This is a genomic window from Pseudomonas sp. FBCC-B1565 (assembly GCF_059133265.1).
The window spans coordinates 4825531-4841168 of the sequence record NZ_CP101438.1; the positions used below are offsets into that span (position 1 = coordinate 4825531).

The 15638-nt window shown below is 60.3% G+C and carries 17 protein-coding genes; 10 read left to right on the forward strand and 7 right to left on the reverse strand.

Translation table 11 applies throughout. From position 1 onward, the window contains the following. Nucleotides 1-47 precede the first annotated feature (47 nt). Nucleotides 48-812 carry a LuxR family transcriptional regulator gene (locus NL123_RS22310; protein WP_058424519.1) on the forward strand — a complete coding sequence of 255 codons (765 nt, stop codon included), beginning with the start codon at nucleotides 48-50 and terminating at the stop codon, nucleotides 810-812. A 92-nt stretch (nucleotides 813-904) separates the two neighbouring features. After that, complete coding sequence (locus NL123_RS22315; protein WP_248487065.1) at nucleotides 905-1837, forward strand: proline iminopeptidase-family hydrolase; 933 nt, start codon at nucleotides 905-907, stop codon at nucleotides 1835-1837. A gap of 115 nt (nucleotides 1838-1952) precedes the next feature. Here the strand turns inward: NL123_RS22315 and NL123_RS22320 are convergent, their stop codons facing one another. Next, nucleotides 1953-3455, reverse strand: a complete 1503-nt coding sequence (locus tag NL123_RS22320; protein ID WP_494356362.1) for a nucleobase:cation symporter-2 family protein — start codon at nucleotides 3453-3455, stop codon at nucleotides 1953-1955. Nucleotides 3456-3613: 158 nt separating this feature from the next. Here NL123_RS22320 and NL123_RS22325 point away from each other — a divergent pair, with 158 nt between their 5' ends. Next, nucleotides 3614-4447 carry a nucleoside-binding protein gene (locus tag NL123_RS22325; protein WP_494356363.1) on the forward strand — a complete coding sequence of 278 codons (834 nt, stop codon included), beginning with the start codon at nucleotides 3614-3616 and terminating at the stop codon, nucleotides 4445-4447. On the opposite strand, the gene punC is transcribed toward NL123_RS22325, so the two are convergent. Beyond that, nucleotides 4444-5628, reverse strand: a complete 1185-nt coding sequence (punC, locus tag NL123_RS22330) for a purine nucleoside transporter PunC (RefSeq protein WP_494356364.1) — start codon at nucleotides 5626-5628, stop codon at nucleotides 4444-4446. The genes NL123_RS22325 and punC overlap by 4 nt on opposite strands. A 122-nt stretch (nucleotides 5629-5750) precedes the next feature. Between punC and punR the strand changes: the two genes are divergently transcribed. Continuing rightward, on the forward strand, nucleotides 5751-6674 hold the full coding sequence (punR, locus tag NL123_RS22335; RefSeq protein WP_248487059.1) for a DNA-binding transcriptional activator PunR: 924 nt from the start codon (nucleotides 5751-5753) through the stop codon (nucleotides 6672-6674). Here the strand turns inward: punR and NL123_RS22340 are convergent. Continuing rightward, nucleotides 6646-7824: an aspartate aminotransferase family protein gene (locus NL123_RS22340; RefSeq protein WP_494356365.1), complete on the reverse strand. Its 1179-nt coding sequence runs from the start codon at nucleotides 7822-7824 to the stop codon at nucleotides 6646-6648. The genes punR and NL123_RS22340 overlap by 29 nt on opposite strands. Before the next feature lie 102 nt (nucleotides 7825-7926). Between NL123_RS22340 and NL123_RS22345 the strand changes: the two genes are divergently transcribed. Further along, a complete protein-coding gene (locus NL123_RS22345) occupies nucleotides 7927-8832 on the forward strand; it encodes a LysR family transcriptional regulator (protein ID WP_248487055.1) in 906 nt (301 codons plus the stop codon). Here the strand turns inward: NL123_RS22345 and NL123_RS22350 are convergent. Both NL123_RS22350 and fabV read right to left on the reverse strand, forming a co-directional pair. After that, nucleotides 8829-9452 (reverse strand): HAD family hydrolase, encoded by a 624-nt coding sequence (locus NL123_RS22350; RefSeq protein WP_248487053.1) that lies wholly within the window; start codon nucleotides 9450-9452, stop codon nucleotides 8829-8831. The genes NL123_RS22345 and NL123_RS22350 overlap by 4 nt on opposite strands. Before the next feature lie 156 nt (nucleotides 9453-9608). Continuing rightward, a complete protein-coding gene (gene fabV / locus NL123_RS22355) occupies nucleotides 9609-10802 on the reverse strand; it encodes an enoyl-ACP reductase FabV (protein ID WP_248487051.1) in 1194 nt (397 codons plus the stop codon). Nucleotides 10803-11114: 312 nt separating this feature from the next. On the opposite strand from fabV, the gene NL123_RS22360 reads away from it, so the two are divergent. Both NL123_RS22360 and ppnN read left to right on the forward strand, forming a co-directional pair. Further along, entirely contained in the window at nucleotides 11115-11939 is an 825-nt protein-coding gene (locus NL123_RS22360; RefSeq protein WP_248487049.1) for an aspartyl/asparaginyl beta-hydroxylase domain-containing protein, read from the forward strand. Between the two features lie 150 nt (nucleotides 11940-12089). Beyond that, a complete protein-coding gene (gene ppnN / locus NL123_RS22365) occupies nucleotides 12090-13463 on the forward strand; it encodes a nucleotide 5'-monophosphate nucleosidase PpnN (RefSeq protein WP_025856956.1) in 1374 nt (457 codons plus the stop codon). 1 nt (nucleotide 13464) lies between these two features. Here the strand turns inward: ppnN and NL123_RS22370 are convergent, their stop codons facing one another. Next, nucleotides 13465-13857, reverse strand: a complete 393-nt coding sequence (locus tag NL123_RS22370; RefSeq protein WP_494356366.1) for a RidA family protein — start codon at nucleotides 13855-13857, stop codon at nucleotides 13465-13467. A gap of 145 nt (nucleotides 13858-14002) precedes the next feature. Here NL123_RS22370 and NL123_RS22375 point away from each other — a divergent pair, with 145 nt between their 5' ends. From NL123_RS22375 to NL123_RS22385, 3 genes are all read left to right on the forward strand, one after another. Next, on the forward strand, nucleotides 14003-14260 hold the full coding sequence (locus tag NL123_RS22375) for an AbrB/MazE/SpoVT family DNA-binding domain-containing protein (protein WP_494356367.1): 258 nt from the start codon (nucleotides 14003-14005) through the stop codon (nucleotides 14258-14260). Further along, the gene (locus NL123_RS22380) at nucleotides 14257-14652 is read left to right on the forward strand and encodes a type II toxin-antitoxin system VapC family toxin (protein WP_058424531.1); all 396 of its coding nucleotides are present in this window, start codon (nucleotides 14257-14259) and stop codon (nucleotides 14650-14652) included. Before NL123_RS22375 ends, NL123_RS22380 begins: the two co-directional genes overlap by 4 nt. Nucleotides 14653-14722: 70 nt before the next feature. After that, nucleotides 14723-15097, forward strand: a complete 375-nt coding sequence (locus NL123_RS22385) for a hypothetical protein (RefSeq protein ID WP_494356368.1) — start codon at nucleotides 14723-14725, stop codon at nucleotides 15095-15097. Between the two features lie 25 nt (nucleotides 15098-15122). On the opposite strand, the gene NL123_RS22390 is transcribed toward NL123_RS22385, so the two are convergent. Further along, nucleotides 15123-15452: a YXWGXW repeat-containing protein gene (locus NL123_RS22390; protein ID WP_058424532.1), complete on the reverse strand. Its 330-nt coding sequence runs from the start codon at nucleotides 15450-15452 to the stop codon at nucleotides 15123-15125. Nucleotides 15453-15638: the final 186 nt, after the last annotated feature.

Consider the following 15638-nt stretch of genomic DNA (forward strand, 5'->3'; position numbering starts at 1 on the left):
TCTACTTGCAGCAAGTCGAGATTCAAACGAATTCGGGAGCAGAACGGATGCTGGCCAAGCTGACTGCCTTAAATCACCGTCTGATGCCGGGCAGGAGCCTGGACGAGCAGATGGACAACACCTTTATCCTCGCCCAGCAACTGGGCTTCGACGCCTTGGTGTACGACTACACCCCGGTGCCGATCGACCAGGATGGTGCATTGATCACCCCTTCGGTGCTGCAACTGCGCAACACCCCGCCCGACTGGCATGCCTTGTGGTGCAGCGAAGGGTTCTACCAGATTGACCCGGTACAACATCTGGCCCTGAGCCGGGTGTCGCCGTTCGTCTGGTCCTACGACGTCAAGGCCGACACCCCGCTGCAAAAGATCATCGATCCCTGCCATGCGCCGGTTTCATCCTACCTGCATGACCAGCAATTGACCTGCGGCGTCAGCGTGCCGATCCACTTGCCCCGTGGTGGTTTTGCCTCGCTGACCGGGCTGCGTACCGGCAGTGCTCGCAACGTGCTGCAGGATGCGCAGCAGACCCTGTCGGACTTCGGCCTGATTTCCCATGCCTTGCAGGAAGCGGCCTACCCGCTGTTCAGCAAAGAGCTACGGACTTACCCGCACATTCACCTGACCAAACGCGAACGCGAGTGCCTCAAATGGGCCGCCGACGGCATGACTGCGGCCGAAATTGCCACACAACTGAGCCGTTCCCTGGCGGTAGTCACCCTGCACCTGGCCTCGGCCATGCACAAGCTGGGGGCCAAGAACCGTGTGCAAGCGGTGGTGCGCGCCACCCATTACCGCCTGCTCGACGATTGACCGCCGGGCAAAACCTAGCTGTTTTGCTAGTTACTTAAATTTCTTTCACCCATTATCGTGTCCCCGATCCTTTTTTCAGAGCAGGGCACGAAATGGAATTCATCGAAAAAATCCGCGAAGGGTATGCGGCGTTTGGCGCCTACCAAACCTGGTACCGCGTCACCGGTGACCTCTCCAGCGGTCGCACGCCCCTGGTGGTTATCCACGGCGGCCCCGGATGCACCCACGATTACGTTGACGCGTTCAAGGATGTCGCCGCCAGCGGCCACGCCGTGATCCACTACGACCAACTGGGCAACGGCCGCTCCACTCATCTGCCCGACAAAGATCCATCCTTCTGGACCGTAGGCCTGTTTCTCGAAGAGCTGAATAACCTGCTGGACCATCTGCAGATCAGCGATAACTACGCGATCCTCGGCCAGTCCTGGGGCGGCATGCTCGGCAGTGAACACGCGATCCTGCAACCCAAGGGCCTGCGAGCGTTCATCCCGGCCAACTCGCCAACGTGCATGCGCACCTGGGTCAGCGAAGCCAACCGCCTGCGCAAATTATTGCCTGAAGGCGTGCATGAAACCCTGCTCAAGCACGAAACCGCCGGCAACTACCAGGACCCGGAATACCTCGCCGCATCGCGGGTGTTCTATGACCATCACGTGTGCCGGGTCATCCCGTGGCCCGAGGAAGTGGCACGCACCTTCGCCGCGGTCGATGCAGACCCGACGGTGTACCACGCCATGAGCGGCCCGACCGAATTCCATGTGATCGGCAGCTTGAAAGACTGGAAATCCACTGGCCGCCTGTCGGCGATCAATGTACCGACCCTGGTGATCTCAGGCCGGCACGACGAGGCCACGCCGCTGGTGGTCAAGCCGTTCCTGGATGAAATCGCCGATGTGCGCTGGGCGCTGTTTGAAGACTCCAGTCATATGCCCCATGTGGAAGAACGCCAGGCGTGCATGGGGACTGTGGTGAAGTTTCTGGATGAGGTGTGTTCAGCAAAATACAAAGTGCTCAAGGCCGGCTGAATGCTCAAGCTGGATGCATTCCAATTGTGGGAGGGGGCTTGCCCCCGATGACGGTGGATCAGCTGAGTGATTGGTTGCTGACACACCGCTATCGGGGGCAAGCCCCCTCCCACATTCAGACCTCAGTGGTTTGAGGCTTTGCGGCCTTCTTCGACACTTCCGCCACCAACGGGATTTCCCTGCCCTCCGCATCAAACAACTTGCCGCCTTTGAAGTAATCCCCATCACGCAGTTCCGACACATCGCGAAAGCACAAGCTACGCTCGGTCCCCGCCACAAATACCGACTGCTGGTCCGAGTTACCGGCGGTGAAATGGTTGAACGCCAGGTTCAGCAGGATCGCCATGATTGCCGATGAGCTGATCCCCGAGTGGAAAATAGTCGCGAACCAGCTCGGGAAGTGATCGTAGAAGCTCGGTGCCGCAATCGGGATCATGCCAAAGCCGATGGAAGTGGCCACGATGATCAGGTTCATGTTGTTGCGGTAATCGACCTTGGACAAGGTGCGGATACCACTGGCCGCCACGGTACCGAACAGCACAATACCGGCCCCGCCCAGCACTGAAGTGGGCACCGCCGCGATGACCCGGCCCATGAAGGGCAACAAGCCGAGGATCACCAGGAACAGCCCGCCCGTGGCCACCACGAAGCGGCTCTTGACCCCGGTCACCGCCACCAGCCCGACGTTCTGGGCGAAGGCGCTCTGGGTGAACGAACCGAAGATCGGCGCAACCATGCTCGACAGCATATCGGCGCGCAGCCCGTTGCCCAAGCGTTTGGAATCGACTTTGGTGTCGATGATTTCACCCACCGCCAGGATATCCGCCGAGGTCTCGACCAGGGTCACCATCACCACGATGCACATGGAAATGATCGCGGCCACATGAAAGGTGGGCATGCCGAAATGGAAGGGTGTGGGGAAACCGAACATCGGCCCCTGGGTCACACCCGAGAAGTCAGCCATGCCGAGGAACACCGCAATCACGGTACCGATCACCATCGCCAGCAGGATCGACAAGCGTGAGATGGTCGCGCTGCCGATCTTGCTCAGCAGCAACACCAGTACCAGGGTCAACGCTGCCAGGCCGATATTGGACATGCTGCCGAAATCTGCAGCGCGGCTATTGCCGCCCATGGCCCAGCGCGCCGCAACGGGCATCAGGGTCAGGCCGATGGTGGTGATCACAATACCCGTCACCAGCGGCGGGAAAAACTTGGTGATCCGCGAGAACACCGGGGTTATCAATAAACCAATAAACGACGCGGCCATCACCGCGCCGAGAATCGCCGGCACACCGCCGGCGCCATCACTGCCGACAATCGCCACCATGGTCGCCACACCGGCGAACGATACGCCCTGCACCAGCGGCAACTGGCAGCCGAAAAACGGCAGGCCCAGGGTCTGCAACAGCGTGGCCAGGCCACCGGCAAACAGCGACGCGGCGATCAGCAGGCCGATATCCGCCGGCGACAAACCTGCCGCCTGGCCGACGATCAACGGTACCGCGACGATGCCGCCGTACATGGTGAGCACATGTTGCAGGCCGTAAGCCATGTTGGCGGCGACGCCGAGATTCTCATCTTCTGGCCGCTGCGGTGACGCCTTCGGGATAGTCATGGTGAGGGGTTCTCTGTTTTTGTTGTGCGGTCACTGTATGCAATGTTCGGACTGGATGTCCATAGAGTTGTATACAATCAATCGAACAAGTTACCCTCCATCGGCGTTACAAAAACAATCCGGCCGTGATGAGCCAGAACGCCAAAGGACCCATAACAATGAAAAAGGCACTACAGGGCGCAACCGTCGCACTCACCCTCCTCGGCGGCGGGGAGGCCGTCGCGGTGGAATGGATGAACAACAGCGTAGGGTTTCGCTACGGTCAGCAGTTCACCAACCCGAACAATCCCGACGAATTCAGCAAGCGCATCTTCAGCTTCACCCACGCCAGCGGCTACCGGTATGGCAGCAACTTCCTCAACCTCGATGTGTTCCTGTCCGACAGCCGCGACCCGCGCAAGGGTACGGATCATGGCGGGAGTGAGGTGTATGTCGTATACCGCCACCAGTTGTATGCGTCGCGGGTGTTCGATGTGCCGCTGGGCAGCGGCCTGGTCAAGGATTACGCGCTGACGTTGGGTTTCGATGCCAACCGCAACAACAACTTCGCCTCAGCCAAGAAGCGCGCCCTGGTGATCGGCCCGACCTTGAAGTTCAACACCGTCGGCGTGCTGGACCTGAGCCTGCTGTACTACAAGGAAAGGAACCACACCGGCATCCCCGGCGCGCAGGAGTCGAACCACACCTTCGACGATACCTACATGCTCAATCTGACATGGATGCGCCCGTTCGAGATCGCCAACCATGCGGCGAAATTCCAGGGTTTTATCAATTATGTCGGGGAAAAAGGCGAGGACTATCACGGTCGCGACACCGCGCCGGAAGCCCTGATGCGCACCGCGCTGATGGTGGCGGTGCGACCGGGCAAAAGCGTGAAGCCGAACCTGTACCTGGGGGTGGGTTACGAGTATTGGCATAACAAATTCGGCGTGGATGGCGGCCGGGGCAGCCGCACATCAACGCCGACGGTGAACCTGGAAGTGACGTTCTAGGCGGCTGCCAGTTCCGAATCATCGGCCTTGGGCCGTGCCAGCCAGTAACCCAATACCGCCAACGGCGCGGTCGCCAGCATCACGATCACGGTAATCAGCAGCGGTTGGTCGATCATCGATGACACCAACAAGCTGCTGAGAAAGCACAGGCCCAATTGCAGCGTATTTTGCAGCGCCGCCGCCTTGCCGGAGTTTTCCGCAAACGGCATCAGCGCATTCGCCACGACGATGGGGTAACTGGCACCGTTGCACAGCGCCATCAGGCAGAACGGAATCAGCAAGGTGGTGAGGGTCGGCACAGTCAAAGTGGCGACCAAGTACAACGCCACCATGCTGATGCAATACGCCAGCAGCAGCCACGGCAACAGCGCCTTGCCCTGGAAGTGCTGCAAGGCGCTGCGGCAGCTGTAACCGCCGACCAGGAACGCCAAGGTGGGCAGCACGTAGCTCAGGCCGATGTCATTCGGGCTGTAGCCCATGCCGCCCAGGATGAAGGGCGACGCCGTCAGCCAGGCAAAGAAACTGGCCGAGCACGCGGCAAAAATCATGACATTGCCGGTGAACACGCGAGACGTCAGTAACTGCCCATAACCCAGGCGCGAAGGTTCACCCTTCGCTGCCTGACGTTTTTGCGCAGTACGCAGGAACAACGTCGGCAACAGCAGCAACAACGACACCCCCAGCAGTACGCCGAAGATCGCCTGCCAGCCGAAGTGATTCAGCACCATCGCGCCCAACAGCGGCGCTAAAGCCGGTGACAACGACATCAGCGGCATGATGCTGGCGAACACGCGGTGAGCCTTGTCGGCCGGGTAGCGGTCGATCACCAGCGCCTGCCAGCTGACGGCGGCAGCGCACACGCCAATGGCCTGGATAAAACGCAATGCAAGCAGTTGCGGCGCCGTTTCGACCCAGAACATGCCCGCACAACCGAGCACAAACAGGCTCAGCCCGGCGAGCAGGATCGGCTTGCGCCCCAGGCGGTCGGACAACGGCCCCCACAACAACTGCCCGACCGCAAAGCCGGCGAGGAAGATACTCAAGCTGGCGCCCACCGCGCCTGCGCCAATCTGCAATTGCTCGCCCATGGCGCCGAACGCCGGCAGATACATGTCCATGGCGAGGTAACCGAGCATGCTCAGCCCCGCCAGATACGCAGTGAAACCAAAAGAATTTTTCATTGAAGCCTTGTTGACCTTGCCATCAAACTATTTGCTGACTGCCGCCCATTATGAAGCTGACAGTTTTGGTGTGAAGCGATAATAATTGGGAACTCTTATCAATAAATTTGAAGGCAGCCGCCATGTGGTCTGAATATTCGCTGGACGTTGTCGACGCAGTAGCGCGTCATGGCAGCTTCAGCGCCGCTGCCCAGGAACTGCACCGGGTGCCGTCGGCCATCAGCTATACGGTGCGTCAGATCGAGGAATGGCTGGCGGTGCCGTTGTTTGTGCGGCGCCACCGGGACGTCGAGCTCACGCCAGCGGGCCGGCTGTTTATCGAGGAAGCCCGTGGCGTGATGAAAAAAATGCTCGGCACCCGACGCCTTTGCCAGCAAGTGGCCAACGGCTGGAGTGGCCAGTTGAAGGTGGCGGTGGATTCCATCGTCAAACCCCAGCGCTGCCGGCAGTTGGTCATTGATTTCTATCGGCAATTTCCTGAAGTCGAGCTGTTGCTGGAGTACGAGGTGTACAACGGCGTGTGGGATGCCCTGGCGGATGAGCGCACCGACATTGTGATCGGCGCCACCAGCGCGGTGCCGGTGGCCAGCCGCTTTACCTTTCGCGACATGGGCTTGTTGAACTGGCTGTGTGTGGTCAGCGCGCGCCACCCGTTGGCCAGCGTCGAAGGCTTGCTGAGTGACGATCAACTGCGGCCCTTCGCCTCGTTGTGCATGACCGACACATCACGCAACCTGCCCAAGCGCGACACCTGGACCCTGGATAACCAGCGACGGCTGGTAGTGCCGAATTGGTCCTCGGCCCTCGATTGCCTGCGTGATGGCCTGTGTGTCGGCATGGCCCCGGCGCATCAGGTGTTGCCATGGATCGAACGCGGGGAGTTGGTGGCGCTGCAATTGAGCCGGCCGTTTCCGGCCAGCCCGTCGTGTGTGGCCTGGGCACAGGACAAGCTGTCCCCGGCCATGGCCTGGTTGTTGGAGTACCTGGGCGATACCGAAACCCTGAACCAGGAATGGCTCAATGGGCCTGATCCAGTAACCGGGTAATGGCCCGCACGATCATCTCAACCTCCTTGGCATCCAGGGTCAGCGGCGGCAGCAGCCGAATGACCTTGCCCCGCGTCACGTTGATCAACAGGCCGTGTTTCTGGGCCGCGCGCTGGGCCAGGTCACGATAAGGGCTCGCGAGCTCGATCCCGATCATCAACCCCTGCCCACGAATCGCCAGGACGTGCGGGTGCTCAGCCAATTCCACCCGCAACCGCGCCAGCAGGCGCTCGCCCTGTTGCGCCGCGTTCTGCAGCAAGCCTTGTTCTTCGATGATGTCCAGCACGGTGCAGCCGACCCGACAGGCCAACGGGTTGCCGCCGAAGGTGCTGCCGTGACTGCCCGGCGTGAACAGCTCGGCCACACCAGCCCGCGCCAGGCAGGCGCCGATGGGTACGCCGTTGCCGAGGCCCTTGGCCAGGGTCATCACATCCGGGACGATGCCTTCATGCTGGAAAGCAAACCAGGCGCCGGTGCGGCCAATGCCGGTCTGGATTTCATCGAGCATCATCAACCAGCCATGGCGGGTGCAGTGATCACGCAGGGCTTTCAGGTAGCCCGGCGGTGCCGGCAGTACGCCGCTTTCACCCTGGATCGGTTCCAGCAGGACCGCGGCGATACGCGCACCCAACCTCTGGGTGATGGCTTCAAGCGCAGCCAGATCACCAAAGCCCACCTTGAGAAAGTCCCCCGGCAACCGCTGGAAACCCAGGCGCACCGACGGCCCATCACTGGCAGCCATGGTGCCGAGCGTGCGGCCATGAAAGGCGTTTTCCATCACCACCACCAACGGCTCTTCAATGCCCTTTTTCCAGCCATGCAGCCGCGCCAGTTTCAGCGCTGTTTCATTGGCTTCGGCCCCTGAGTTATTGAAGAAGGCCCGGTCCAGGCCAGACAGTTGGGCCAGGCGCTGGGCCAGCCGTTGTTGCCAGTCGATGCTGTAGAGGTTGGAGGTGTGCAGCAACAGCCCGGCCTGTTCACTGATGGCCGTCACCAGCCTGGGGTGCGAGTGGCCGACATTGGTCACCGCCACACCAGCCACCGCATCAAGGTATTCGCGGCCCTGCTGGTCCCACAGGCGCGTGCCCAGGCCGCGGGTAAAGCTCAGCGCCAGGGGTTGGTAAGTGGTCATCAGGCAGGCGGCGGTCATGGTGCGGGCTCCAGTGCATCGTTGTGATGCCTTCAGTATCGTTAGCCACCTGAGATGGATAAACTGCACATTCCTGCAATGACTTTAAATCAGGACTTGATAATGGATCTGTTCCAGGCAATGTCGGTGTACGTAAAAGTGGTCGAGACTGGCAGCATGACCGCCGCAGCCCAGGCCTGCGGGATGTCGACCACCATGGTCGGCAACCACTTGCGCGCGCTGGAACAACGCCTGGGCGTCAGCCTGCTCAAGCGCACCACGCGCAAACAGAGCCTCACGGAATTCGGTGGGCAGTATTACCAGCGCTGCCTGGAAGTGCTGGGCTTGGTGGCTGACTCCGAACAGCTTGCCGAGCTAGCCAACAGTGACATCCCCAAAGGTACCCTGCGTATCACCGCCCCCCCCGTATTCGGCACCGAACGCCTTACACCGGCCTTGAGCGAGTTTTCCCGGCGCTACCCGCTGATCAACCTGTACGTGGTGCTGAGCAACGAGCGGATGGACTTGGTCGACAGCGGCTTCGACGTGGCGATACGTCTGGGCGAACTGGAAGCGTCGAGCCTGATTGCTCGGCCAATGCAGGACTACACCCTCACCCTCTGCGCGTCACCTGCGTACCTGGCACGACGCGGCACGCCTTCGAAACCCGAGGACCTCAAGCAACATGACTGCCTGGCGTTCGCCTACCCGGCAAATGACAATTGGCGCGACACCGAAAAACTCTGGCGCATGACCGACGATAGCGGCGAGGTGGAAGTGCCAGTGTCCGGCTCATTGACCATCAACAGCTCGCAAGGCTTGCGCCAGGCGGCCGTCAACGGCATGGGCATCATCATGCTGGCCGATGCCCTGGTACAACCGGACCTGGAGAGCGGCAAACTGGTGGCCTTGTTGACCACCTATCGACTGCCCAGCCGCCCCATGCATCTGCTCTACGGCCAGGACCGATATCGCCTGCCCAAGCTGCGCGCCTTCGTGGATTTCGCCATGGAAAAGTGGGCGCGCTAGAAGCCCACGCCCAACTCACGCAACTGCGCGGCCGTGCGCTCGGCAGACACATGGTGAATCCCCTGCCAGCCCAGTGCGATGGCCGCTTCGATATTGCCGGCAACGTCATCGATAAACACCACTTCAGCCGGCTGGATATCCGGCAACTGCGCACGTACCTGGCTGAGGCTGGCGTGATAGATCGCCGCGTCAGGCTTGATCAGCTTCAACTCGCCGGATACCACGATGTCGCGAAAACACTGCAGGAACGGGTAATTGGCCCGCGCATAGGGGAACGTCTCGGCAGACCAGTTGGTAAGCCCGAACAACGGCATATTGGCTCGGTGCAACGCTTCGAGGATCGCCACACCTTCCGGCAACGGCCCTCGCAGCATCTCGTGCCAACGGTCGTAATAGGCTTGAATCAAGCGCTCATGATGCGGGTATTGCTCGATCAGGCTGCGGGTGCCATCGGCCAGGGAGCGACCGGCGTCCTGCTCGGTGTTCCAGGCCTGGGTGCAGATGTTATCGAGGAACCATTGCCGCTCATGCTCGTCGGCAATCAGCTTGCGGTACAGGTGCTGCGGGCTCCAGTCGAACAGGACACCGCCGAAATCAAAAACCACTGCACGAATCGTCATCAGATCCTCCGTTAGCCTGAATGTGATAGCGGCTGGAGTCTGGCATATCGGAGCGATCGGACGCTGCTCAAAAATGTGTAAGAGGGTTCTGAAGGCAGCCTTTTTCAGCGGCCATAAAAAACGGCCCCGAAGGGCCGTCTTTTTGAACCGGATCACTTACGCCTGAATCAGGCCGTTGATCTTCACGGTCGGATTCACGTCAGCCTCGTAGTCCACGCCGTCGATTTCAAAGCCGAACAAACGCAGGAACTCCGCCTTGTAGCCGGCAAAATCGCTGATTTCGTTGACGTTGTCGTCGGTGACCTGGTTCCACAGGGCCGCCACGGCGTCCTGGACTTTCGGTTCCAGCTCGGCCAGGTCGGCACGCAGGCGGCCGTCGGCGTCGAGTTTAGGCTGGCTGCCGTACAGGCTGTCCTTGAACAGGCCGTAGACCTGCTCGATGCAACCTTCGTGGGTGCCCTGCTCTTTCATCACTTTGAACAGCAGCGACAGGTACAGCGGCATGATCGGGATCGCGGAGCTGGCCTGGGTGACCACGGCCTTGAGCACCGACACACGGGCGTCGCCCTTGAGCGCGGCGAGGTTGTCGCGCAGGGTCAGGACTTTCTTGTCGAGGTCTTTCTTGGCTTCGCCGATGGAGCCGTTCCAGTAGATGTCCTGGGTCAGCTTCTCGCCAAGGTAGGTGAACGCAGTGGTCTTGGCGCCTTCGGCCAGGACGTCGGCGTCACGCAGGGCGTCAATCCACAGCTGCCAATCTTCGCCACCCATTACTTTGACGGTGCCGTCGATTTCTTCCTGGGTCGCTGGCTCCAGGGTGGTGTCGACCACAACGCCTTTGTCGGTGTTGATGCCGCGCAGGGTCACGGCCTTGCCGATCGGCTTGAGGGTGGAGTTGTGCACCACGCCTTGCGGGTCGGTACGGCGAGGCGCGGCCAGGCTGTAGACGACCAGGTCGATCTTGCCGAGGTCTTTCTTGATGGTGTCGATGGTCAGGCGCTTGATCTCGTCGGAGAACGCGTCGCCGTTGATGCTCTTGGCGTACAGGCCTTTTTCGACGGCAAACTTCTCGAACGCGGCGCTGTTGTACCAGCCGGCGGAGCTCAGCTTGCCTTCTTCGCCTTCTTTCTCAAAAAACACGCCCAGGGTGTCGGCGCCACAACCAAACGCGGCACTGATGCGCGCGGCCAGGCCGTAGCCGGTGGAAGCACCGAGGACCAGCACCTTTTTCGGGCCGCCTTCGATGACGCCGTGTTGGGTCACGTAGTCGATCTGTTCCTTGACGTTCGCTTCACAGCCAACAGGGTGAGCGGTCACACAGATGAAGCCACGAACCCGCGGTTTGATGATCATAAAATTTCTGCCTCTTCCAAGGTGCCGAAGGCCAGTGGTGGCCATTCAACTTCAATCGTACCGGTCTATGACGTCCAAAAAACCGAAGCGTCACGATAGTCGCAAATCTTCTGTTTACAAAATCCAATCCACACAGCGCCGCCGGGGTTAAAAACTGTGTAAAGCCTTCACAATTTCGCAATATTTAAAACGCCCGGCTGCGGGGGAAAGCCCTATCATAGGGAGATTGTTTCATTATGTTTCATGTCTTCGCATCTCTGGGTGCCATGAGGACTGGAACTCGTGCACCTTCCCCCGTTGGAGTTGAGCTTCATGAGTGCGAGTGTCAACCGCAAGAAAATAGTCTCGGCCGCCTGGATCATCGGCGTGCTGCTGGTTATTTATTGCTTCCCGGTCACCACCCTGGTGTTCCTGGGCCTGGTGCTGGTGTGTGGTGTCTATGACTTTTTGCGCAACGGGCTGTACGACCGCACGACGATCAAAAAGTATTTTATCGGCAGTGGCCGTAACACTTGGCTGCTGGCCCCGTTCAACACCTTGTTCGACCTGTTGAGTTCGCCTAACCGCCACGTCTACACCATGGCCGACCTGCCACCCGCCTGGCGTGAAGACCTGCAACAGGTGATCAACGATGCCATGGCCCACAAGGACGAAATCATCGGCTACCTGGATGAGCGCATGGCCGAGAAGAAACGCGGCATGTTGTTCTTCCAGTGGTACGGCCAAGCCATCGAGACCACCCTGGACATTCCGAAACTGCGCGAAAAACTGCCGTTCGTGAAGACCATCGGTGTGTCGGTGTTCAATGAAAACCGCTCGACCTCCTTTCACTTCGGCCCGCTGCGCATGATGTTCCGCGTGCTCTACAACATGGCCCCGGCACCGCATCACGAGGGCGTCTACATCCAGGTGGGCCAGCACAAGCATTACTGGCACGACGACCCGCTGTTTATTTTCGATGACACCTTGATGCATGCGTCTTTCAACAAAAACGACGCCAAGCGTTACTGCCTGTTTATCGATATCGTGCGACCGACGCCGATCCCCCGGGTGCTCAATGCCGTGATCGCTGGGTTTGCCGGGATGGCCTTTACCCTGCGTCGGGTTTTCTACAAAAACTGGAAGCTGATTCAGTGAGTTCTGCGGCATGATGGTGCTGGACGGTATTTGCGCTCGACCTTGCGCGTGAGGTAAATAACCGTCTCGTGCGACCGAATTCGGCGCCCATCATTCTCAAGCCATCGCGGCCCCTTGCGGGTGCGGTGGCTGCGCTTTCAAGGAATCAGAATGCCCCAACGTCAAGTCATCAATGCCTCCGTCAGCCCCAAGGGCAGCCTCGAAACCCTGTCTCAACGTGAAGTCCAGCAACTGAGCGAAGCCGGCACCGGCAGCATCTACACCCTGTTCCGCCAATGCGCCCTGGCGATCCTCAACACCGGCGCGCACATCGACAACGCCAAGACCATCCTCGACGCCTACAAAGATTTTGAAGTGCGCATCCACCAACAGGACCGCGGCGTGCGCCTTGAACTGCTGAACGCTCCGGCCGACGCCTTCGTCGATGGCGAAATGATCGCCAGCACCCGCGAGATGCTGTTCAGCGCCCTGCGCGACATCGTCTACACCGAGAACGAGCTGGACAGCCAGCGCATCGACCTGAGCAACTCCCAGGGCATTACCGACTACGTGTTCCACCTGCTGCGCAACGCCCGTACGCTGCGCCCGGGTGTCGAACCGAAGATCGTGGTGTGCTGGGGCGGGCACTCGATCAATACCGAAGAATACAAATACACCAAGAAGGTCGGCCACGAGCTGGGCCTGCGCAGCCTTGACGTGTGCACCGGTTGCGGCCCTGGCGTGATGAAAGGTCCGATGAAAGGCGCGACCATTTCCCACGCCAAGCAGCGGATTACCGGCGGGCGCTACCTGGGCCTCACCGAGCCGGGCATCATCGCGGCCGAGGCGCCGAACCCCATCGTCAACGAACTGGTGATTTTGCCGGACATCGAGAAGCGCCTGGAAGCGTTCGTGCGCGTCGGCCACGGCATCATCATCTTCCCGGGTGGTGCCGGTACAGCAGAGGAATTCCTGTACCTGCTGGGCATCCTGATGCACCCGGACAACCGTGACCTGCCGTTCCCGGTCATCCTCACCGGGCCGAAACACGCCGCGCCGTACCTGCAACAACTGCATGCCTTCGTCGGCGCCACCTTGGGCGAAGCGGCCCAGGCGCACTACCAGATCATCATTGATGACCCGGCGGAAGTGGCACGCCAGATGACTGCCGGCCTCAAGGCGGTGAAGCAGTTCCGCCGCGAGCGCAACGACGCGTTCCATTTCAACTGGCTGTTGAAGATCGACGAAGGCTTCCAGCGCCCGTTCGACCCCACCCACGAGAACATGGCCAGCCTGCAATTGAGCCACGCCCTGCCGCCCCATGAACTCGCCGCCAACCTGCGCCGCGCGTTCTCGGGGATCGTGGCGGGTAACGTGAAGGACAAGGGCATCCGCCTGATCGAGCAGAACGGCCCGTATGAGATCCACGGCGACCCGGCCATCATGAAACCGCTGGACGAGTTGCTACAGGCCTTCGTCGCCCAGCACCGCATGAAGTTGCCGGGCGGCGCGGCGTATGTACCGTGCTACCGCGTGGTGCAATAAGCTAGCGCTGTACCGCCACACATTTGATTTCCACCAGCAGGCCGGGGTGCGCCAGTTCGGACACCCCGATTGTGGTCCAGGCGCAATGCCCACGTGGAAACAGGCGGTTTTTCACTTCACGGAAAACCGCCATGTGCTGGCTCATATCCACATGATAAGTGGTCATGTCCACCACATCGTCGAACGTGCAACCGCCCTCTTCCAGCACCTGCCGCAGATTGTCCCAGGCCGCGACGAATTGCGCCGCGGGGTCCTCGATCACCGCCAACCCAGCCGTACGCCCGACCTGCCCGGCGCAGTACAACGTCTTGCCAACCTTGACCGCAGGCACGTAGCCGGCGCGCTCGACGATGGGGTGCATGGAGGCAGGGATAACGAGGTGGCGGTCGGTCATGGTTTGTATCTCTTTAGGCCCAGCGGGCGTGGACAGTTGGGACTAGTGTTTTACCTGTTCCGACTAACCCACACCAGATGAGCACCCTATGGACCAACGGATATTGTCCTCTGTCATTCCTTACCCTAAGGTAAGGAATATCACGATGGAGATCTTCAACATGGCTATCGCTACATTGACCTCAAAAGGTCAAATCACCATCCCAGTCCAGGTCAGGACCGCCCTCGGCCTGGAAACAGGTGATCGGGTTGAATTCGTAGAAATGGAAGATGGGCAGTTTTCCATCATTGCCGCGAGCAAAACGGTGCATGACCTCAAAGGGTTGATCCGCACGCCCGCCAGGACCATCTCTATCGAAGAGATGAACCAAGCCATCGCAGCGCAGGGGGCAAAAGCCGGATGATCGGGCTGGATACCAATGTGCTGGTGCGCTACGTCACCCAGGATGATCCCGTTCAATCCGCCAAGGCATCCGAGCTGATCGAATCACTGACCACCGCCTCGCCGGGCTTTATCAGCCTGGTCTCCATTGTGGAGCTGGTGTGGGTACTGCAAAGCTGCTACCAGTCGGCCAAAAGTGATGTGGTGATAGTGCTTGAGACCCTGCTGCGCACCCGCGAATTGACCGTAGAGCATGGGGAGATCATCTGGCAGGCGCTGCGCAAGTTTGTGGCGAACAAGGCTGACTTTGCAGACTGCCTGATCGAGCGCTGCGCCCACGCCGCCGGTTGCGAATACACGGCAACCTTCGACCTCAACGCGATCAAGACCACCGGCATGAAGCGGCTGGCCTGAACCCTGGCGTTGCGGCCGCGGGCGGGCTTTGGTACAAACCGTGTTCACCTTGATCGAGAGAAAGACCGACGTGCGCACGCTTCTACTCGCCGCCCTGGCCATGGCCCCCACTCTCGCCCTGGCCGACACCATCACCTGGCCCGATCTACCAAAGACCTGCTTTGTCAGCGGCCGCTCCGCCACCACTGCGGATGTCGACAGCGGTTGCGCCGCCTTCCTGATCAATGTGAAGGGCAAGGCGGCGGGGACGCCGATCAAGCTGGATATTCCCCAATACGCGATGCATGTCGACGAAACCACCGGCAAGGAAACCCCGGTGATCCTTATCCAGGCGGAGGAGAACGGCGAGGTAAAGGCCGTGGGCTACCGGGAACTGGGCACCGATCAACTCGGCGCCGCGTTGCTGCGGGAGGTTCGGCTCCTGGGCACCCAGAAGCCGATTTAACGCTCGTTGCCGATGAAACCAGGGCTCAGCGAACCCAGCCACCGCCCTGCCAGTGATACCCATCATTGCGCTGCACCCAATGTGGATGCACATAGCGATAGCCTTCACGTACAGGCTCCCAGTGGCCGTGTACAGCCACATATCGCCCGCCGTCCCAGCGCCAGTAACCACGCGACCAGACGTAGCCGTAGCGCACGGGCGGCTCGACTTCGATCACCTGCACCGGCGGCGGTTGTGGCGCGATGACTTCCACATACTCACGTTGCACCGGCCTGCGCTCGTGCACGACGCGCTCTTGCACACATCCGGATGCCGCGACGACCATGGCCGCCAATGCTGCATAACGTAGCCACATACAAAAAACCCTCGGGCGCGTGCGCCCAACACTGACACTGGTAAAAAATGCCCCCTTGTTGCGGCCTCGCTCCTGCTTGGCTCTGGAATATTTTTAACAGGTGGCGTCTGTCAGGTTGCTGAACTGTTCTCACGGCCATGAAAAAGCCCGCTGACCGTTACCGGTTCAGCGGGCTTTTGTGCATCA